18 protein-coding genes are annotated in these 19877 nt (G+C 53.3%); 5 read left to right on the forward strand and 13 right to left on the reverse strand.

The genetic code is table 11. From position 1 onward, the window contains the following. Positions 1-140: 140 nt before the first annotated feature. The 3 genes from dnaQ to ACZ41M_RS06970 are packed head-to-tail and all read right to left on the reverse strand — an operon-like array spanning position 141 to position 2167. Positions 141-830: a DNA polymerase III subunit epsilon gene (dnaQ, locus tag ACZ41M_RS06960; RefSeq protein ID WP_464731856.1), complete on the reverse strand. Its 690-nt coding sequence runs from the start codon at positions 828-830 to the stop codon at positions 141-143. Between the two features lie 2 nt (positions 831-832). Continuing rightward, complete coding sequence (gene rnhA, locus ACZ41M_RS06965; protein WP_464731855.1) at positions 833-1318, reverse strand: ribonuclease HI; 486 nt, start codon at positions 1316-1318, stop codon at positions 833-835. A gap of 30 nt (positions 1319-1348) precedes the next feature. Further along, entirely contained in the window at positions 1349-2167 is an 819-nt protein-coding gene (locus tag ACZ41M_RS06970) for a class I SAM-dependent methyltransferase (RefSeq protein WP_464731854.1), read from the reverse strand. A gap of 22 nt (positions 2168-2189) precedes the next feature. Between ACZ41M_RS06970 and gloB the strand changes: the two genes are divergently transcribed. The 3 genes from gloB (at position 2190) to fabI (ending at position 6493) form a co-directional block, all read left to right on the forward strand. After that, positions 2190-3107, forward strand: a complete 918-nt coding sequence (gene gloB, locus ACZ41M_RS06975; protein ID WP_464731853.1) for a hydroxyacylglutathione hydrolase — start codon at positions 2190-2192, stop codon at positions 3105-3107. An 88-nt stretch (positions 3108-3195) separates the two neighbouring features. Continuing rightward, complete coding sequence (locus ACZ41M_RS06980; protein WP_464731852.1) at positions 3196-5643, forward strand: transglycosylase SLT domain-containing protein; 2448 nt, start codon at positions 3196-3198, stop codon at positions 5641-5643. 64 nt (positions 5644-5707) lie between these two features. Next, positions 5708-6493: an enoyl-ACP reductase FabI gene (fabI, locus tag ACZ41M_RS06985; RefSeq protein ID WP_464731851.1), complete on the forward strand. Its 786-nt coding sequence runs from the start codon at positions 5708-5710 to the stop codon at positions 6491-6493. Between the two features lie 49 nt (positions 6494-6542). On the opposite strand, the gene ACZ41M_RS06990 is transcribed toward fabI, so the two are convergent. The 7 genes from ACZ41M_RS06990 to ACZ41M_RS07020 all read right to left on the reverse strand — a co-directional run bounded on the left by ACZ41M_RS06990 (position 6543) and on the right by ACZ41M_RS07020 (position 13377). Continuing rightward, entirely contained in the window at positions 6543-7229 is a 687-nt protein-coding gene (locus ACZ41M_RS06990; RefSeq protein WP_464731850.1) for a DUF2202 domain-containing protein, read from the reverse strand. A gap of 111 nt (positions 7230-7340) precedes the next feature. Then, a complete protein-coding gene (locus tag ACZ41M_RS06995; protein ID WP_464731849.1) occupies positions 7341-8624 on the reverse strand; it encodes an MFS transporter in 1284 nt (427 codons plus the stop codon). 68 nt (positions 8625-8692) lie between these two features. Next, entirely contained in the window at positions 8693-9250 is a 558-nt protein-coding gene (locus ACZ41M_RS07000; protein WP_464731848.1) for a 5'-methylthioadenosine/S-adenosylhomocysteine nucleosidase family protein, read from the reverse strand. Between the two features lie 172 nt (positions 9251-9422). Continuing rightward, entirely contained in the window at positions 9423-10706 is a 1284-nt protein-coding gene (locus ACZ41M_RS07005) for a hypothetical protein (RefSeq protein WP_464731847.1), read from the reverse strand. A gap of 207 nt (positions 10707-10913) precedes the next feature. Further along, positions 10914-11192: a sulfurtransferase TusA family protein gene (locus tag ACZ41M_RS07010; protein WP_464731846.1), complete on the reverse strand. Its 279-nt coding sequence runs from the start codon at positions 11190-11192 to the stop codon at positions 10914-10916. A gap of 28 nt (positions 11193-11220) precedes the next feature. After that, positions 11221-12171 carry a glycine--tRNA ligase subunit alpha gene (glyQ, locus tag ACZ41M_RS07015; protein ID WP_464731845.1) on the reverse strand — a complete coding sequence of 317 codons (951 nt, stop codon included), beginning with the start codon at positions 12169-12171 and terminating at the stop codon, positions 11221-11223. 387 nt (positions 12172-12558) lie between these two features. Next, the gene (locus ACZ41M_RS07020) at positions 12559-13377 is read right to left on the reverse strand and encodes a DDE-type integrase/transposase/recombinase (RefSeq protein ID WP_464730919.1); all 819 of its coding nucleotides are present in this window, start codon (positions 13375-13377) and stop codon (positions 12559-12561) included. A 149-nt stretch (positions 13378-13526) separates the two neighbouring features. Between ACZ41M_RS07020 and ACZ41M_RS07025 the strand changes: the two genes are divergently transcribed. Together ACZ41M_RS07025 and ACZ41M_RS07030 are read left to right on the forward strand one after the other, a co-directional pair. Beyond that, on the forward strand, positions 13527-15155 hold the full coding sequence (locus ACZ41M_RS07025) for an O-linked N-acetylglucosamine transferase, SPINDLY family protein (protein WP_464731844.1): 1629 nt from the start codon (positions 13527-13529) through the stop codon (positions 15153-15155). 125 nt (positions 15156-15280) lie between these two features. Next, entirely contained in the window at positions 15281-16474 is a 1194-nt protein-coding gene (locus tag ACZ41M_RS07030) for a hypothetical protein (RefSeq protein ID WP_464731843.1), read from the forward strand. A gap of 94 nt (positions 16475-16568) precedes the next feature. Here the strand turns inward: ACZ41M_RS07030 and ACZ41M_RS07035 are convergent, their stop codons facing one another. From ACZ41M_RS07035 to ACZ41M_RS07045, 3 genes are read right to left on the reverse strand one after another with little or no spacing between them, the layout of a single operon-like run. Beyond that, complete coding sequence (locus ACZ41M_RS07035) at positions 16569-16964, reverse strand: hypothetical protein (RefSeq protein WP_464731842.1); 396 nt, start codon at positions 16962-16964, stop codon at positions 16569-16571. A gap of 18 nt (positions 16965-16982) precedes the next feature. Further along, a complete protein-coding gene (locus ACZ41M_RS07040; protein ID WP_464731841.1) occupies positions 16983-17477 on the reverse strand; it encodes a DUF2799 domain-containing protein in 495 nt (164 codons plus the stop codon). Positions 17478-17510: 33 nt separating this feature from the next. Continuing rightward, positions 17511-19826 carry a DNA translocase FtsK gene (locus ACZ41M_RS07045; protein WP_464731840.1) on the reverse strand — a complete coding sequence of 772 codons (2316 nt, stop codon included), beginning with the start codon at positions 19824-19826 and terminating at the stop codon, positions 17511-17513. Positions 19827-19877: the final 51 nt, after the last annotated feature.

A 19877-nucleotide genomic window follows, 5' to 3' on the forward strand; every position in this document is an offset into this window, starting at 1 on the left:
TGAAGCGATACGTCCGACACTAAAAAACAGCTATGGCGCGCAGTCTAATGGCGATTGTGGATAAAAACAAGAGTACAGGCTTGATAATTGATAAATAAATCCGTAACTATTCTTAGCAGAATTCCGATCAGCGGCATAAATCACTGCCAAACCACGCCATCTTTGCATTTTTTTGCCATTTGTTCGAGGTATTGCTGGTGCAGATTTTGATCGCTTTCATCCACAGTGATCGCCGATAAAACCAGTTGACGCACGTCGAGCACGACGCCGGATGCGTTTTCCGTCGAGCCGTGGTGGATGTCGATGCTCAAGGTTTCCTGCCCGCGCGTCATGGCCAAATACACTTCGGCGAGAATCTCGGCGTCCAGCAAGGCGCCGTGCAGCACGCGGTGCGCGTTCGATACGCCGAGGCGCTCGCACAACGCGTCCAAGTTATTGCGCTTACCAGGGAACATTTGCCGCGCCATGTGCAGGGTGTCTTCCACCGCGCAAATGGTCTCCATCGGCGCGCGCTGGATGGCGGCCAATTCGGCATTGATGAACTTGGTATCAAACGCGGCGTTGTGAATCAATACCGTCGCACCGTCGATGAATTCGAGCAGATCGTCGGCAATGGTTTTGAACAGCGGTTTGTCGCTGAGAAATTCGGTGGTCAAGCCATGCACCGCGAGCGCACCTTCGTCCGAATCGCGTTGCGGATTGAGGTAATGATGAAAGTGTCGGCCGGTGAGTTGGCGATCGATCATTTCAACCGCGCCGATTTCCACCAGTTTGTGTCCCAGTTCCGGCTCAAAACCGGTGGTTTCCGTATCGAGTATGACGTAACGCATGTTTATTCCTCATTCTGTTCGGCTTGTGTTTTTTCTTGCGCTTGTGCCTGTACGCTGGCGACGCCGCGATTGGCCAACTCGTCCGCACGCTCGTTGTCCGCATGACCGGCGTGACCTTTGACCCAGTGCCAGCTCAAATCGTGGGTGTGCAGCAGCGCATCCAGTGTTTTCCACAAATCATCGTTTTTGACCGCTTGCTTGCTCGCGGTTTTCCAACCGCGCGCTTTCCAGTTCTCCAGCCATTCGGTCACGCCTTTTTGCACGTATTGCGAGTCGGTGTAAATGTCGACTTGAGAGCGTTTTTTCAGCGCACGCAATCCTTCGATCACCGCGAGCAACTCCATGCGGTTGTTCGTGGTATGCGCTTCGCCGCCAAATAACTCCTTTTCGTGCGCACCGTAGCGCAACAGTGCACCCCAGCCTCCCACGCCCGGATTGCCTTTGCACGCGCCATCGGTATACATTTCTACTGTTTTTTTACTTTGCATCGATCTATTCTGTTCAATACTGATTTGTTGCTATTGGGGCGCCTGCGTCGAGTTGTCTGTCCGCGCCGCAGGCTGCACCACCCATTTTTTACTGGCTTTTTTCTCATCAATCAGCCCGACCAAGGTAGGCGAATATACCCGTTTGACCACCAACAGCGCGTACACCGCACCGGCAAACCCCCACCAGCGATCACCGGCTTTGTCCAGCCACAGGCTGCGATTAAGCCATTTATCCTGCGTCACATACGGCGTATAGCAAGCGTATTTGCCCTGCATCACGTCGCAATTGAGCAGCTCAATCCAGTCCTTGAGCCGACTGATGTGCAACGGCGGATGCGGCATATTGCGGTACACGCCAAAACGTTGACCGCTTTGAAATTTTGCCTGCAAACCCCATAAGCTAAACGGATTAAAGCCCAAAATAATCATGCGTCCTTCCGCGCGCAACACGCGGTAGGCTTCGCGCAAAACCCCATGCGGGTCGGGATGCTCGTCCAGCGTGTGCGGCAAAATCACCAAATCCAAGCTATCACTGGAAAAGGGCAGTACCGAAAAATCGCCCACGTCCAAACGCCGCACGCCATCCTCATCCGGCTGGCTCGGTTGCACATGCACATCACCGCGCTCAATCGCGTAACGCTCGGAGCAACGATTTCCCGCCAATCCGGCAATCCGCCCATAATGCCCCAATTGAATGGCATAATATCCAAATGCATCACTCAACCATTCATTGAGTAACTGTCGCTCCCATGCAGTGACCGCCTGACCGGAAACACTGTCCCAGTAGGCCACCGGCGCCGTTTTGGATGCGCGCCCCGCATCGGAAGAAGATGGACTATGCGTACTCATAACTGATTTTTGGAAATGCCCTATGACTCATCAAACAGCGGTTTCATCGGCTTCACCGACCAATAGATCGCACCATAAACCGCACTACGAACTCATCGCCCTGCCCGCGCGCAGCGACAACTACATTTGGTTGATTCGCAACCAAACCCACGCATGGGTCGTCGATCCGTCGCTAGCCGAACCTGTGCGTGATTATATCGCGCAACACGGTTTGACATTGGCCGATCTTCTGATCACGCACCACCATTACGACCATGTGGAAGGCATTGTCGAGTTAGCACCATGGGTGCAAGGGCGCATCATCGGCGACTCTGAGCGCATCCACGGCCTGACCGAACGCCTTCATGCGCCGACCGAGTTCACGCTGTCGTTTAGCGACGTCCACGCGCAGGTGCTAAGCACGCCCGGGCACACCTACGATCATGTGAGCTACTACTGTCCACATTTGCTCCAAACCCCCGTGCTATTCTGCGGCGATGCCCTGTTCAGCGCCGGATGCGGTCGAATTTTTGATGGAACGATGGCACAAGCCTTTGAAACCATTGAACAATTCATACAGTTACCAGATGAAACGCTCGTCGCGTGTGCGCATGAGTACACCTTGAGCAATTTGGACTTCGCCCTGCGCATCCAGAGCGCGCACAAGGCCACTCAAGCCCATTTAAATCAGGTAAAATACGCGCGCGAACGCGGACTGCCCAGCCTGCCAAGCAGCATTGGGCTGGAAAAACGCATCAATCCGTTTTGCCGCGCGGTCAGTATCGGACTGTCAACCGAACCGCTGGATACGGCTTGGATTGAAGGACTGAATCATTTGGCGCAGAGCGTCCAGTTGCCTGCCGTTTCGCTGGCCAACGTAGACACCCGCGAGCCGAATGCCCGAAAAGCACTGGCCTTGGCCTTGTTCACATTGTGTCGTGAACTGAAAAACCGAATTTAACGACGTTTTGCCGTATTCCATCGCACACGACCGAATCGGCAAAGCGCCCCACCCAAGCGCGATGAGCCGCTTGGCATGAAGGAATTTTATGTTGCGTAAAACCCCTGGCAAGCGAGCAGCCGCGCCACAGAGCCTAAAATTGCGTTTGGGCGCACAAGCCACTCTGATTGCGCTGTCCGCGCTGTTTATGAGCGCCTGTTCCACTCCACAAGGCACGAGCACTACCGGCCAGCACAAAATCCAATCGGCGCACTCCAACGACATCTGGCAACGCATCCGCAACAATTTCTCCATGCCGGAGTTGGAAAACCAAGAGGTCTACGCCCGCGAAAACTACTACGCAACCCGCGCCGATTACGTCGGCCGCATGGCGACGCGCTCGGGCGATTTCATGTACCTCATCATGGACGAAGTTGAGCGCCGCCGCATGCCTTCCGAATTGGCACTGCTGCCATTTGTCGAAAGCGCCTTCGTCACCACCGCCCGCTCACCCGTTTCCGCCTCCGGCCTGTGGCAGTTTATGCCCGCAACGGGACGCGATTTTTCCCTACAACAAAACCGTTTCGCCGATCAGCGCAACGACGTCATGGCCTCCACCAACGCCGCATTGGATTATTTGCAACGGCTGTATGATCGCTTTGGCGACTGGCATCTGGCCTTGGCCGCGTACAACTGGGGACAAGGCAACGTCAACCGTGCGATCAATCGCTCCGTAGCAGCAGGCGGCTCAGGCAAATACACCGACATCAATATGCCCGCCGAAACGCGCCAATACGTGCCCAAATTACAAGCGATCAAAAATATCGTACGCAATCCGTCTCAATACGGCATCAGCCTGCCCAACATCCCCAATCGTCTGCGCCACGAAGCCGTCCTCGTCACACGCGACATTGATGTATCCAAAGCCGCTGATCTGGCCAATCTATCCGAAGACGAGTTCAAACGCCTCAACCCCGCTTACAAACGCCCGATCATCGTCGCCGCACTCAATAGCAAAATCCTCGTGCCCGCCGATCGCGCCGACGACTTTCGCCGCGCATTCAGTGACAAGCACCGGCAACTGGCCAGTTTGACCACCTACACCACGTACAGCACCGAAGCATTGGCCGACATCGCCAACAAATACAACACCGACGAAAACCGCCTGCGCGAACTAAATGGCATTCCGTACAACCACAGCTATGTGCGCGCCGACTCCACCCTGATCGTGCCGCGCACCCGTGCCACCGACGAAATCTCCTACTTGGCATTAAACTCCAGCGTCCGCTCCATCACCGGCGACGTCGGCATCACCGATTACAACAACTACAGCACACCGACGCTCGTGGCTGACGCGGGCAAAAGCACCAGCAGCAGTATCACTGCACCCGGCAAATCCAGCACCGGTTTAGTAGCCGAGGCCAGTGATGCCGACCAACTCGGTACACTGATTAGCAGCGCACCGAGCACGTCCAACACGCCAGCGTATGTACCCACAGTGGCCAGTGTCGTCAAACCCGCCAGCACACCGACCATCCGCAACACCGTTGAGCCACGTGTGAACCAGCCGGTGACAACGAGCATCGCCACCACCCAGACAAACTCAAGCAGCGCTCGCTCCGGCGACATTCTCACTATGCCGCCGGTCGCCAAATCCGCCGCTGACCCGATTGCGCAACTGACCGCAAACAACACCACATCCGGTACCTCCGACGCATCGAACGTCATCGACAACAACACCGAGGCAGACCAGCTTACCGCCCAAGTGACAGACTCCGCCGAAAACACCCAAACCGTTGAACGCCTGGCCGAAAACAACGATGCGACGATAGAGACAGCACCAACCACTCAAATCGCAGACGCTGCCGCGACAAACAATACCAACAACGCCAACACCACCACGTCCACCCAAACCCTAAGCCCCACAGAAAAAATCGTGGCGGCAACGGCTGTGAGCGCGGCGGTATCCACAGCGAACGAACCCAACCGAGTCGTGGTCAAAACCAATTACCGAGTGCCGCAAACACCGCCAGCGAGCCAAGCGCCTGTAAAGCCAACGACGGTTAAAACACCGGCACTGGTAAAAACCCCGACAACCAGCCAAAACAAAGCAGCCGCCAACAACAAATCCAGCGCGCAGCCGCCAGCCAAAGCAGCCGCCACAGTCAGCAAGCCCGCACTTAAGGCCAACCAGCAACCCGCCGAAAAAGTAAGCAGCAAAGCATCCGCATCAACCAGAGCTGTGCCGGTAAAACCCGAGCCGAAAAAAGCGGAAAGCAAGTCAGCGCTGAAAGCAGCGCCACCCAACACCGCCAAAACCAAGGTGGTCAACACGCAACAAACCACCCAAAAACCAGTGACTGCGGGTAAAATGCCGGTCAAAGCCGAGCTGAAAAAGGCCGAGGTCAAACCAAAAGCCGCAACAGCAAGCAAAACCCCGGTCAAAGTGCCCGCTCAAACAACACCAACAGCCGCCACGAAAACCGCGGTCAAACCCGCAACACCAGCGACCAAGACCGGTACTGTCAAACCGGTGGTGACGCCGAAGAAAAAATAAGTTTGTCAGCAACACAACCACATCCGGCAAGCCCATCGTCGGACGGAACAACGAGGAGAACAACGTGGGATTTTTACAAGGAAAACGAATTTTGATTACCGGCGTGCTATCGAATCGCTCGATTGCCTACGGTATTGCGCAGGCCTGCCATCGCGAGGGCGCAGAGTTGGCGTTCACCTACGTCGGCGAGCGCTTCAAAGACCGCATCACTGAATTTGCCAATGAATTTGGCTCGAACTTGGTATACGAGTGTGACGTCAGCGATGACGCGCAGATCGATGCCGTATTCAGCCAATTGCGCCAAGTATGGCCACAATTGGACGGCTTGGTACACGCCATCAGTTTTGCGCCGAAAGAGGCGATTGCCGGCGATTTTCTCGAAGGCCTGTCGCGCGAAGCGTTCAAAACCGCGCATGATATTTCGGCGTACAGCTTCCCCGCATTGGCCAAAGCCGCACAGCCCATGCTCTCGGAACGCTCGGCGCTGTTGACCCTGACCTATTTGGGTGCGGTGAAAGTTGTTCCGAACTACAACACCATGGGCTTGGCCAAAGCCTCACTGGAAGCGTCCGTGCGCTATTTGGCCGGCAGCATGGGGCCAAAAGGCGTGCGCGTGAACGGCATCTCTGCCGGACCGATCCGCACCTTGGCGGCCAAAGGCATCAAGGGCTTTGACAAAATTTTGAGCGAAGTCGAAGCAACCGCGCCAATCCGTCGCAACGTGACGATTGAGGACGTGGGCAATGCAGCAGCGTTCTTGCTGTCCGACTTGGCCAGCGGCATCACTGGCGAAATCACCTACGTCGATGGTGGCTTTAGCCAAGTGGTCGGCGGTATGTCGGATTTTTAAGCGCTTCTTTAAGAAGCAAAAAAGCGAGCCAATTGGCTCGCTTTGTTTTTTACCAACGACCGCCACCCGCACCGCGACCAGCGCCCATACCACCCATACCACCCATGCCACCCATGCCGCCGCGCTCCGGCGCAGAGTAGACGATCGCATCGTATTCGGCTTGACTCAAATGTTGAGGTTGATACGCACTTGCACCGGACTGTCGTTTGAGAGTCGTATCAAACGAGCGCAGATGATTGCGCGAGCCACGGTTGAGATTGGTATAGACCCATTTAATGTCCGCACGCTGTGTCTGCCGTGTCAATTGATTCAAATCGGCGATATCCAATTCTTCGATCAAAGCACCCACTTTGAGCGCGTCCACATTCGAGCGCGCACCTTGGGTCACCAGTTGTTGGTACAACCGCGTGAATTCAGGGTCAGTAAATTCTCCTGCGCGCTTGCCCGCCGTCGGATCGGTAAGGCGGTACGTTTGCAACAAGCCTTGTACTGCACGCTGATGTTGGCGCTCACTCTGAACGATATTGCTGAAATTGCGTAGACCGGTACGCTCGTACAGAGCTTGGTAGACATCGCCGGCGAGTTTTTCTTCCTCAACCATGCGCAACAAACCGCGCACTTCCTGCTCAGACAACGGATTGGTCACCGTAGTTTGCGCATAGGCGGGAACACCACTCAAAACGGCTGCGCCCAGCAGCGCCGATGCCCAATAACGGTAGATGGATAGATGTTTCATACTGACCTCCTGAGTTTAATAAACCTGTACTCAATCCTTAAGATCACTATAACCCCATTCTATGAATCCATCATGTCCCTCATGTAAAGTTTTGTAAAACACAAAACGGATTCAATTCCGCGCTTGCCAAATATTGCGACAACGGGTTTCGCGTAACCACCACGTCGAAGCAGCACCCAATACCGCCAGCAAAACCATCACCGCCATGCCATATTGCCAAATGCTCAGATCGTAAATACGCACGCCGTTGTTCAGCGCACCATGCCAACCCAAATCCATCACCCAGCCAAACAACGGCTGCATCAGCGCCGCCGCTAAAAAGCCCCCCATATTCGCCATGCTGGTCGACATACCGGACAGATGCGGAGGATTGACCTCTTTGGCACACGCCCACGTTAGACTAAAGCTGGAAGTCAGCACCCCCAACAGCGCGAATAAACCATAAGTCACGGATAACGGCAATGCCACACACGAACCGAGCACCAGCCAAATGGCGGCGTACAAATGCGCCGCGGTGAGCACCACAGGTTTGCGCCAACCCAAGCGATCAGACAGCGTACCGATGAAAAAACAGCCAATGGCAAAGCCCCCAAACCACAAGGACAAATGCACCGACGCCACTGCGCGTGACACACCATGCACCTGCATCAAATACGGCGTCGCCCACAAGCCCGCAAAGGCAAAAAACGATCCGGATATCCCCGCATTGGTTAAAATCGTCGGCCAAGTATCGCGATTACCCAGCACCTGTTTAAATCCGAACCACACCTGCGCCCACGGCATTTGCGCCGCACCCCTCGAGGTTGGATTCGGCGTATCACGCACCAACCATCCGCACAACACCGCCCCAATCAGCGATAGCACCCCAACCAGTACAAATACGCTGCGCCAACCAAACATCTGCGCGCCCTGTGACAACGGCGATCCAGCTAAAACCGAACCCAAATTACCGATCAACATACACACGCCGACCAAGGTCGCAAAACGCGTTTCCTCAAACCACACCGCGATCAGTTTGAGCATCGCAATGAAAGTCACCGACACGCCCAAGCCTATCAGCGTGCGTCCCAGCAAAGCCCACGAAAAGCTGGGTGCCAAACCGAACAGCACACTCCCCGCGCCACCCATCACACCGCCCAAAATCAAAATCCGGCGCGGCCGCCAAGTGTCGGCCAAAACCCCCGTCGGAATCTGCATCACGGTGTACACATAAAAATACGTCGCCGCGAGCGCCCCGAGCGAAGCCGCCGAAATATCAAACGCAGCGGATAAATCAGTCGCAATGCTGGTGGGCGCAAAACGCTGGAAAAACGACACAATATAACTCACCGCCACCACACCCAGCATTAGCCAACGCTGCTGCTTCTGGCTGGCGGTCAAAACCCCATTCGTCATACTTCTCCCCACGATCGTATTGAATTCATTGAACGTGCCGAATGGATGAGTGCAAACCCGACACCGATTTACGCCGCCGACCAGCGATCAAAAAAGGCCTGCAAACCCACATTCGCCTCATGCAGTTTATCTTCCCAGTCCTGCACCGAATTCTCACCAATGCGGTCGGTGATGTACTTCACAGACAACAGCGGGATACCCTCACGCTGACACACCGCAGCCACGGCAAAATTCTCCATATCCACCACGTCCGCCTGCGCGATCACCTCGGTTACAAACGAATCGCCGGTATTACACACATGTGAATAATCGACCCAACGGCACAAATCAATTCGCGCCAGATCAGCCGAAAAATCATACCAATACGGCACGCCGAACTCTTTCACCTTTTCCATATCGCGGTCCAAAAAACGCCCGCAGGCCAAGATCGAGCCGACCGCCTGCGTGGCCGAACCGGCCGTACCGACATTCAGCACAAAGTCTGGCCGCTGTTCACGCACCGCCGCATACACCGCCAGTGCGGCATTCACCTTGCCAATGCCGGTTTCGCAATAACGCACCTGACAACCCGCAAAATCAATCCGAACCCGCTCGGCCGCAATCGCATAAGTCACCAAAATATTCATCTTATCCACGCTTTATGTCGATCATCTATAAAAAACGGGGGTGTTAACACCCCCCGTTTCCGCGTTTGATATTCATCACGACGCATCCAGCCAATCCAACCCATCATCCTCGCACACGGGATTGATCGGTATCATGCGCTGTTGCGTCGCATTACAGTCGCACTATCCGACATTATGCCGGTTGCTCCGGCTTTTTATCGTCCACATTCACCGCGTGCTCGTCTGCAATCGCTTGACCGGCATTTTCGGTTTCTTCCTGCACCAGCACTTCCGCCACCGAATGATGTGCGCCCGCGCCCACTGCCGAAGTTCCGACGCCGACAGCGGCGGCAGAAATCACTTGAGCCAAACGTTGACCTTTGCTCAATGCTCCGTCGGCCGACTCAGTGGCTTCTGCAGGAGACTCTACGGCCGTTGTTTCGGTAGTTGCCACGACAGCCGTTGCTGCCGGAGCAACACTTTCCAACACGCCCACGCTTTCAGCGCCCCATTCCTCGGACACGCTATCGGACACACTGGAAACCAGTGGCGCGCTGGCTGCTACACCGGCTGCGCCCGCTGCCACCGCAGTATTAGCGCCAACAGGGCTGCCAGCCTGTTCGGCTTTGCTGACATGATGAGCATCATTTCCATTGGCCGCGCTTGGGCTACTCGGCGCATTTGGTTTTGTACCCGCCGGTGGTGGTGTGTTACCTTTACCGCCTTTATTTTTGCGCCACAAGAACCACACGGCCAAAGCGAGCAGCGCCAGTACCGCGAGTACAAACAGCCACGTCGCATTTTGCGATTGTTTCGGACGAGTCACGATCACATAGGACGGTTTGTCGGCAATGTCCATGAAATTGATGGTCATTTCGCGACCGGCGTTTTTGATCTCTTGCCCATCCACGCTGACGATGTCATTGGCGAAATTCACTTTCAGAACAATGCTCAAGCCCTCGTTTAAATAAGTTTGGCGGCGGGCGCTTTGCAGCGGCAACAGCGGTTGCACGTCCGAGCCGATCAAGGCGCCTTGTGCGCTGTTGCGCTGAACCATGCCTTTGATGTCCGTCACATGTGCGAAAAATTTGACCGCATCAAAGCTGAGATCGCCGGTTTTTTCATCCAGCGTCACGCCGACCGGCTTGTCCATTTCGTCGCTCATTTTGTATTTCAAAACGCCTTCGTCCTCGCATTTGAAATTCTTGCTGTCGCTGACGAAAATTTTGCAATCAAAGCCTTCCATGCGCTCGGTCAACGCAGGATTTTGGCCTTTTAAGTTATTGAATACTTTGGAAAAATCATAGGTGGTCACGACTTTGACGTGGCCTTTGGCGTCCACATCGGCTTTGCCATTGATCTCCACGCAGGCAAATAAAGATAAACTGACCCCAATCAGTGCCAAGCGCATCAAACCGCGCTGCCACCATGTGGATGAACTCGGATGAGTTGTGTGTGTGTGTCCGTATGCTTTCATACTGTCCTCATGTGCCATACATTGCGTAGATGGATATATCGATGAGGAATGTGGCGCTGCACATCCCGATATAAAAATACCATAAGTTCAGTACATTAAACTGACATTATTTGACCCTCAAGGGACGATATATGCCCAATGTGTGTTTTACCCGCTTTTTCTACCACTTTTGTGGTTTTTTATACTTTGGGCTGTTGTTTTTGTGTCTCACTCTTTGTGTGCAATCCAGTGCGCCACGATCTGCGGGTTGCTTGCCTCATCGCTCAACGGCGCTTGCGCCAATAGGCGGTGTCCGGTTTGTTGGGTGAATACCGCCAAGTCATCCACCGCCGCCGGATCGGTGGTGATGACTTTGAGAATTTGCCCTGCGCTCATCTGCGCCAAAGCCTTTTTGGTGCGCAAAATCGGCATCGGGCAACGCAGGCCATGCAATTCTTCGGTACGACTGACCTGCGCGTCAATCGCACTTAATTCGGCGGCATCCATGATGAGCATTTTGTACTACCCGCTATTGTTATGCGACGAACTCAATCGGCGCGGGTTTCATCGGAAAGCCCAACGCTTCGCGCGACTCGTAATAGGTTTGTGCGACTTTACGCGACAGATTGCGAATCCGTCCGATGTAGGCGGCGCGTTCGGTCACGGAGATGGCGCCACGCGCGTCCAGCAGATTAAAGGTATGCGCCGCTTTGAGTACCTGCTCGTAAGCAGGCAACGCCAATTTGCGCGCGCCTTCGATCGCTTCGCCCGTATCGGGATTCTCGCCCATCAGCTTTTTCGCTTCGCGTTCATGGTCGGCAAAGTGTTGGAACAGCACATCGGCATTGGCGTATTCAAAGTTGTACGTAGACTGCTCCACCTCATTTTGGTGGAACACGTCGCCGTATTTCAACTCGTGCGTCACGCCGTTTTCTTCCCAACGCGTCCACACGAGGTCGTAGACGTTTTCCACTTTTTGCAAATACATTGCCAGACGCTCCAAACCATAAGTGATTTCGCCCAGAACCGGCTTGCAGTCAATGCCACCGACCTGTTGGAAATAAGTAAACTGCGTCACTTCCATGCCGTTGAGCCAAACTTCCCAACCCAAGCCCCACGCGCCGAGCGTCGGATTTTCCCAGTCATCCTCGACAAAACGCACGTCGTTTTCGTTCAGATCCAAGCCCAATGCGCGCAATGAGCCGAGATACAAATCCAAAATATTTTCCGGCGCCGGTTTGAGCACCACTTGGTATTGATAGTAGTGCTGCAAACGGTTCGGATTCTCACCGTAGCGACCGTCTTTCGGACGGCGCGACGGCTGCACATACGCGGCACGCCAGTGTTCCGGCCCGATCGCGCGTAAAAAAGTCGCCGTGTGGCTGGTGCCCGCACCGACTTCCAAATCGTAGGGTTGCAGCAATGCGCAGCCTTGCGCATTCCAGTAATTTTGCAGGTCTAAAATGGTTTCTTGAAAAGTTTTCACCGACCGTGTCATTGTGTTCCTCATTGATCAACTGAATCTATTTGCCGTTCATAACGGTTAAGATTTGGGGTAGGGCGTCATTGTACCCGATGAGTTCGCTTTTGAAATAGCTTGTATCGCTCTTTTGAGCTTAAATCACTGCTCGATGGCACTATAATGCACCATAAATAGCCGGGTTGCCCCTTCATTTAACATCATTGATATTACCTCTAAATCCATGCGCCACCACAAAAAACCCATAGCCAAAAACCACCCGTTTTTTAAACCAAAGACTCAAGCCCAAGTCGTTGATCGCGGAGCCGAGCACTCCTACTATCAGCAAGCTTATGATTTTTTTATGAGCAATGATTTAGCATTGGCCGAGCAAGCAATCCTAAAATGTAAGAATTAGTCGGGTTGTTTACAGTTTGTTTGATAAAAGTACATTTGAAGTATCTCATAAGGAGTTGAGTTGTTCAACGACTTATGGGGTTTAACGGTGTTGTAGAAATTGATAAAGCGATTAAGTTCAATGTGTCGGTGCAAAGAGTCTTTAAATTGAATGCGCTCGTGCCACATTTGCATAATAGTACGAATGACGCGCTCTGCCTTTCCATTGGTCTGAGGTCGAGCAATCCGCGTGAAGCGTTGACCGATGTTGTGTTGCGCGCAAGTTTGAACAAACGCGTGATTGGGCGTACCTTTATACTCTTTGCCATTGTCTGAGTAGATGTAGTCTATCTCGTAAGGGCACTGAGCCAGTAGGTGCTCAGTCAGGAATTGCGTAGAACTGAATTGGGTTTTATCAGGCATGATGGCGGCGTACAGTTCGCGTGAGTAGTCGTCTATCGCGACGAACAGATATTCGCGAGGTTGGGTGTTGTTTTGCCCTTTAATCAGCGGCAGGCGTTTGGTGTCAACATGCACCATTTCGCCAGGATAGGATTTGTTGTACCGTTGAGCTTCTCGCTTGAGTCGAGCTTGGATGCTTGCTTCAACTTTAGCCAATCGTTTAAGCCCATATTGGAGCGAACGATAGCGAGCATTGGTGCTGTCACTCGGCGCAAATTGTTGCAAGCGGGCTTTTTTGAGTGCCGAATAGATGGTCGGGCGACTCACTCGGTAGTGTTCTGCCAAGTGCGTCACTTTCCATTGTCGGGTTTGGTATAAACGCCATATTTCCTCTCGGTCTAATGGCGTGAGGCGGGTTCGTTTGTGCATGTTCATTACAGTATTTTCTCCGAAAATACTGTAAACAACGCGTTAATTTTTTACACCTAAAAGCATTAACTATTCAACCCAAATCCATTGAATACCTGAATCTGCAATCGGTCATTTATTCCGCGCAAACTCGTTTCGAGTTGGCCGAATCGGTGATGCGAAAAATTGTGCATATTGACCCAACGCAGACCAATACTTGGTCCAATCTGGGCAGTATGTGCAGCAAAGCTGGGCGTTACCCTGAAGCAGTACAGTATTTGCTCAAAGCGTTAACGCTTGAGCCACAGCATTTTAACACCATCATGAATTTAGCCGTGACCTATGGCCGCATGGGCGAACGTACTCACGCACGGCAATATTATGACAGGGCAATTGAGTTGAACCCAAACGATGCCCAATTGCACTTTAACAAAGGTTGCTCTTACCAAGATGATTTTGAATACGACTTGGCTGTCCAGTCTTTTGAGCGATCCTTGGCATTAGACCCCTCGCAACGCGACGCGCGCACCAACCTTTTATTTTTACAATATTATCAACTGCCCTTTGACGCGCAGAACGCCACGCAAAAGGCCAAAGCCTTGGGGCAAATACTCAGTCAAAAAACCAATAAATTAACCCTCACGGCACAACTCGACGACCCACTTCGTCGCCCTCTGCGTGTTGGATTGGTCTCAGGTGACTTACGTCGCCATCCAGTCAGCCACTTCCTCAAGCCATTGTTGCCGCACATTGATACCACACAAATACAACTATTCGCCTATGCCAATCATGTGGTCGAAGATGAAATATCCAAACAACTGAAACCGTATTTTTATCAATGGCTGAATGTTCATGCAATCGGTGATGATCGCATGGCCGAGAAAATCCAAACCGATCAAATCGATATCCTAATTGACCTGAGCGGACACACGGATCAAAATCGCCTGCCTGTGTTTGCGCGTAAACCCGCACCGGTACAAATGGCCTGGTTGGGTTATTTTGCCACCACAGGTCTGCCGGAAATGGACTATATTTTGGCCGATGCGATCTGCGTTCCACCCAGTGAAGAAGCCCTATTCTCAGAACAGGTCTGGCGCATGCCGCACAGCCGATTGCCCCTTTATCGACCGGACATCATTCACCGCAGCCCCTTACCCTGTTTAAGCCAATCCCACTTCACCTTTGCCTGTTTTCAAAATCTGGGCAAAGTCAACGATCAAGTGCTACATACTTGGGGACAAATTCTATCGCGTGCACCAAAAGCGCGCTTGCGACTGCAAGGCCAACAATTATCCGCACAAACGACTCAAGACCAACTCATGACCCGAATGCTCGCGCAAGGCATTGACACAGAACGCGTCAGCCTGCATGCGTCGCAGCCGTATAGCGAATTTATCACAAGTCATGCACAAATTGATGTACTGCTGGACACATTTCCTTATCCTGGAGGAACCACCACCGTCGCCTCACTCTGGCAAGGTGTCCCCACCATCACCCTTACCGACAGCGGTATGCTCGCACGCCAAGGGGAGCAACTGCTCCGTTCGGCAGGGCTAGATGACTGGGTCTGTCACAGCGTAGAAGAATACATCGAAAAAGCCGTGAACTACGCCAACAACCAAACTACTGCATCAGAACACACCCCGTGGCAGCACTTGGCACAATTGCGACAAAACCTGCCCGAACAGTTGGCACAAAGCCCCGCCGCAGATGCCGCCTCATTCGCCCGCGACTGGGGTAACGCCCTGCAAGCAATTTGGCAACACGCTCATTCCGAAAAACAACATCAACCCACCAAAACCTAATGTTCGAATACACCACAAATAGGCCTGAAGATGACCCAAACGATAGGCAATCTCTGGTATTTTGATTACAATAGGCAAAACAGCGGGCAGCAATCACGTCACACATCCAAAAGTAAAGGACTTCGATGAAAACCATCCACATGACCACGCTCCTAATGACAAGCGCTATCTTAGCGGCCTGCAGCACACCGATTCAAACCATGCCGCCTCAAGAAGCCATTCGATTCGGTCAAAACCAATTTTACGAAATGCCCAGCTACCGCATGGACATGAACAGCAAACTCATCAGCATGAGTATCCATGGTGCTCAAAGTGAGAATGAGAATGAAGCCAGAGAAGCCGAAAGCATCAATAAATATTTCAATTTCTTTGGCAAAAATTTCATATTCAACGGTACAGGCATATTTGACACCGTCAACGATCAATACCAAATCATTCCCGAATACGGCTACGAAGCCAAAAATGTCAACGCACGCATTCGCTTCCCCATCGTTTTGGATCGCAAAGCCAAAGCCCTATACGCCGATTTGAGCGCATTGGACGGGATCGTCACCAATTTGGACAACGCCGGCAAATACTCACGCTTTGACCTATCCAAACTGCCGATTCCCGAAGACGCGGATAAAAAGCTGGTGGATGTCATGCGCAAATACACCAACCTCATATTCGACAAGATTCCTGCCGAGGCCATCAGCGAGCAGCCGTTAAACGCAGAAGACCGTAAAGTCAGCGCCGTGCGCAAATTACAATTAACCCTCAAGCCGATAGATCAAATCACACTGTATCCGGAAATGCTGAACGACATGGCCGCAATCGTGTTCCCGAGTTCAGAAAAGGACAGAGAGGACTTCAAGCAAGATACCGACAAACTCAGCCAAGAGATGAATAAGCTGTTCTCCCCCGAGTCACGCGACATCTACACCTTCGCCTTCAATCGCGCCGGACAAATTGTGTCGATGAAGGCCGACTCCAACTACATCCTCAACTCACAAGCTGATGAGGAGACTCTGGACAAACCAAGCTCCTCAACTCAGACAGGCGACACACCGAAAGCAGGCATTCAGCTTCATTTTGTCACCGACATAAACATCCGCGACATTGGCAAAGCCAAACTGATCGACCCGCCAACCGCAGAGAACAGCGTGGATGGCATGGAAAATCTAAAACGCAGCCCGCTGGGTAAATCGTTCTTGGGTAAATACGAAGACAACGCGAACGATGAGACTTGGCAAAACAGCGATGCGGCTGTGATGGATGCTGCTGCGACCGCAGAACCTGCCCCAAAAGCACGTAAATCCAATAAAAAGAAACGTCGCTAAGCTGCTGACATTATCTCGCAAGCATTAAAAAGGCGCCGATGGCGCCCTTTTTTATGGATAAATCATTCATGCGTGATGAGTGATGAGCCAAACCTCAATGCCACAGATAATACGCTGCACTACAGGTCAGTGCCGAATTTTTGACGTCCGTGCGCTCAAACATTTTCTCGCCGACTGCTTGCAGATTTTGCCGTTGGCGCATTTGACGAATCAGCTCCTCGCGTTCTCTACTGGAGAGAACCTTGAGCATATCACGCGCCACGCAGCGACAGCTAAATTGCAATTGATCCGGCGCCATTTTCAGCGAGGATATGTAACGGTTGTTCGGCGCTTGCGCCACACAGGTTTGCGTGGCCAAACCCAGCCAAGTGGATGTGCTTTCATCCGCCCGCGCAGGAGAGAATGTAGCCAACAACGCCAGCGCACCAACACCCGCAAGGACTCGTGAAAAACGTCGGATCATATCCGCCCCACCATTCATGTCATTCATTCCGTTCACCATGTCCGCTCACCAGCCCATGTAGCCACGGAAATGCGAGCGCGGATAAGGCCCGTACCAAAACGGGTCATGCGGCCAAAAGAATGGGTTGTAGTAATACCGATCGTGGTAATAAACCGGCTGCGGATTCGCATCGCGGTATTGTTTCAACGCGTACAGATATTCTTTGAGGAATGGCGCCTCGACTTCTTTCGGACACACACCGAGGTATTCTTGCCCCAGCAAGCCAACACGTTCACCATTGGCCGGCGTGCAGTATTCGACCAAACCTTTTTGGTAGGCTTTCAGATAGTCGTTTTTAAAGCGCGATACATCGCTGATGCTACCCGCTCGTTTGCCGGACTGACAGGTGGAGATCAGTTGATCGACACTGCGTGTGGTCAATCCTTTTTGCCCGTCGGCGTAGCCTTGTGCCTGCGGATCAACGCTTTGGCACTGCTCGCGCGTCATGCTCGCGCAGCCACTCATCAGCAATACCGCCATCAAAGCCCATGCGTATTTCATCGTTTTCTCCCAATGAGAAACTATCGTTGCCTATCATTCCATGCGGTTCGGCACCAGAATTTCACGCGAGCCGTTGCTCTGCATCGGCGACACCACACCGCTGCGCTCCATTTGCTCGAGCAATCGCGCCGAGCGGTTGTAGCCGATGCGAAACTCGCGCTGAACCGAGGAAATCGAGGCTTTTTGCGTGCGCATGATGAAAGCCACCGCTTGATCGTACAATGGATCGGCTTCGCCATCGCCATCCTCGCCGCCTTCTCCGTCTGCGCCCGCGCCTCCTGTTAAAACGTCCTCGATGTAGTTTGGTTGACCATTTTCGCGCAAGAATTCGGCCACGCGAATCACCTCATCGTCCGAGGCAAACGCGCCGTGCACGCGCACCGGCAGTCCCGTTCCGGGTGCGAGATAAAGCATATCACCCTGCCCGAGCAAGGCTTCTGCGCCCTGCTGATCGAGAATCGTGCGCGAGTCAATTTTGCTGGAGACTTGGAAGGCAATGCGCGTCGGTACGTTCGCTTTGATCAAGCCGGTGATAACGTCCACGCTCGGACGCTGCGTCGCCAAAATCAGGTGAATACCGGCGGCGCGGGCTTTTTGTGCAATACGCGCGATCAATTCCTCCACCTTTTTCCCGACCACCATCATCAGATCGGCCAACTCGTCAATTACGACGACGATCATCGGCAGTTTGTCCAACGGCTCGGGATCGTCCGGCGTCAGACTGAACGGATTTGGAATGTTTTCGCCTTTGGCGCGCGCTTCGTCAATTTTTTTGTTGTAACCCGCCAAGTTACGCGCGCCGAGCGTACTCATGAGTTTGTAGCGCCGCTCCATCTCGCCGACCGTCCAATTGAGCGCGTGCCCCGCTTGACGCATATCGGTCACAACCGGACAGAGCAGGTGCGGAATGCCTTCGTATACGCTCATTTCCAGCATTTTCGGGTCAATCAAAATCAGGCGAACTTGCTCCGGCGTCGCGCGATACAGCAGCGATAAAATCATGGTGTTAATCCCGACCGACTTACCCGAGCCGGTGGTACCGGCCACCAGCAAATGCGGCATTTTCGCCAAATCGGCCACCATCGGATTGCCACCGATGTCTTTACCCAGCGCGACTGTGAGCAGCGAGTGCGCCTCGTGGTAAATTTGCGAGCCGATGATTTCGGACAGACGCACGATTTGGCGCTTCGGATTCGGCAACTCCAGTGCCATGAAGTTTTTGCCCGGAATGGTTTCGACCACACGGATGGACACCAGCGCGAGCGAACGCGCCAAATCCTTGGACAAATTCACAATCTGGCTGCCCTTCACGCCGGTCGCTGGCTCGATTTCGTAACGCGTCACCACTGGCCCCGGATAGGCCGCCACGACCTGTACCTCCACGCCAAAATCGCGCAGTTTTTTCTCAATCAAGCGCGAATTAAATTCCAGCGTATCGTGCGCCACGGTTTCTTGATTGCGATCGGCCGGATCGAGCAACGCCAATTCCGGCAAAGATTTGTCCGCCATTTCGGTGAACAGCGGTACCTGCTTTTCCTTCTGACGGCGCTGCGATTGCACCACCGGCGGCGCTGGCGGCTCGATGTGTACCGGCACGGTTTTCTCGACGCGCTGCTTTTCCTGCGCCAATTCACGCTCGCGCACCGCGACCAGCGCCTCGCCGACTTTCTCATCCTTTTTCGCGTCAAAATAGCCGAGCAGTTTCATCACCGACAATTCCAGCATCGTACCGACGCGCTCAAACACCGACAGCCACGAGAAATTAAAAAACCAGCTCAAGCCCGCACAAAACAGCACCACCAGCAACAAGGTCGTGAAAATTTGCCCCAGAACCGAATTCAAGCCTTTCGCGATCATCTCGCCGAGCACGCCACCGTGATCGTAGGGCAAAGGAATCGCCCAGCCGACGGTGTGCAAATATTCCAGCCCCACGCTGCTCAACAACACCACGGCAAAGCCCAAACGAAACAGCAGCGTATCGCGCTTTTCCTGCTCCGTTTTCACCAAAGCCGCACGCTCCTGCGGCGTGTACAAACTCAAACGCAGAAAACGCCGCACACCACGATAGATCACCCAGCCGCACAGCAGAACCCACCAATACGCCGACAGGCCAAACACATACAACAAAGTCGCCGACACCCACGCACCCAAGCTGCCGACCCAGTTGTGAACCTCTTTCACATCCGAACCCGCGTGGAAAAACGACGGATCGCGCGGATCAAAACTGACCAGCATACTCAGCAAAGCCAAGCCCAGCAAGGCCAAAACAATCCATTTGGCCTCGCGGAACAACTGCTGTGTGCGCTCAGAAAACGACGAACTTTTTAAAACTTCAGGGGTAGTGCCCATGTGATACCTATTCAAACAAGTGCCGACCCCGTCACACGGACGAGGTCAAAA

The organism is Puribacter membranae, from assembly GCF_055380425.1.

Bases quoted from the DNA above. Each gene is read 5' to 3' on its own strand.
- ACZ41M_RS06990 (WP_464731850.1), bottom strand. From the start codon at position 7,229: ATGAAACATCTATCCATCTACCGTTATTGGGCATCGGCGCTGCTGGGC.
- ACZ41M_RS07025 (WP_464731844.1), top strand. From the start codon at position 13,527: ATGCGAAAAATTGTGCATATTGACCCAACGCAGACCAATACTTGGTCC.
- ACZ41M_RS06995 (WP_464731849.1), bottom strand. From the start codon at position 8,624: ATGACGAATGGGGTTTTGACCGCCAGCCAGAAGCAGCAGCGTTGGCTA.
- ACZ41M_RS06980 (WP_464731852.1), top strand. From the start codon at position 3,196: ATGTTGCGTAAAACCCCTGGCAAGCGAGCAGCCGCGCCACAGAGCCTA.
- rnhA (WP_464731855.1), bottom strand. From the start codon at position 1,318: ATGCAAAGTAAAAAAACAGTAGAAATGTATACCGATGGCGCGTGCAAA.
- ACZ41M_RS07045 (WP_464731840.1), bottom strand. From the start codon at position 19,826: ATGGGCACTACCCCTGAAGTTTTAAAAAGTTCGTCGTTTTCTGAGCGC.
- ACZ41M_RS07030 (WP_464731843.1), top strand. From the start codon at position 15,281: ATGAAAACCATCCACATGACCACGCTCCTAATGACAAGCGCTATCTTA.
- ACZ41M_RS07000 (WP_464731848.1), bottom strand. From the start codon at position 9,250: ATGAATATTTTGGTGACTTATGCGATTGCGGCCGAGCGGGTTCGGATT.
- ACZ41M_RS07035 (WP_464731842.1), bottom strand. From the start codon at position 16,964: ATGAATGACATGAATGGTGGGGCGGATATGATCCGACGTTTTTCACGA.
- ACZ41M_RS07010 (WP_464731846.1), bottom strand. From the start codon at position 11,192: ATGGATGCCGCCGAATTAAGTGCGATTGACGCGCAGGTCAGTCGTACC.
- gloB (WP_464731853.1), top strand. From the start codon at position 2,190: ATGACTCATCAAACAGCGGTTTCATCGGCTTCACCGACCAATAGATCG.
- ACZ41M_RS07005 (WP_464731847.1), bottom strand. From the start codon at position 10,706: ATGAAAGCATACGGACACACACACACAACTCATCCGAGTTCATCCACA.
- ACZ41M_RS07020 (WP_464730919.1), bottom strand. From the start codon at position 13,377: ATGAACATGCACAAACGAACCCGCCTCACGCCATTAGACCGAGAGGAA.
- ACZ41M_RS06970 (WP_464731854.1), bottom strand. From the start codon at position 2,167: ATGAGTACGCATAGTCCATCTTCTTCCGATGCGGGGCGCGCATCCAAA.
- dnaQ (WP_464731856.1), bottom strand. From the start codon at position 830: ATGCGTTACGTCATACTCGATACGGAAACCACCGGTTTTGAGCCGGAA.
- ACZ41M_RS07040 (WP_464731841.1), bottom strand. From the start codon at position 17,477: ATGAAATACGCATGGGCTTTGATGGCGGTATTGCTGATGAGTGGCTGC.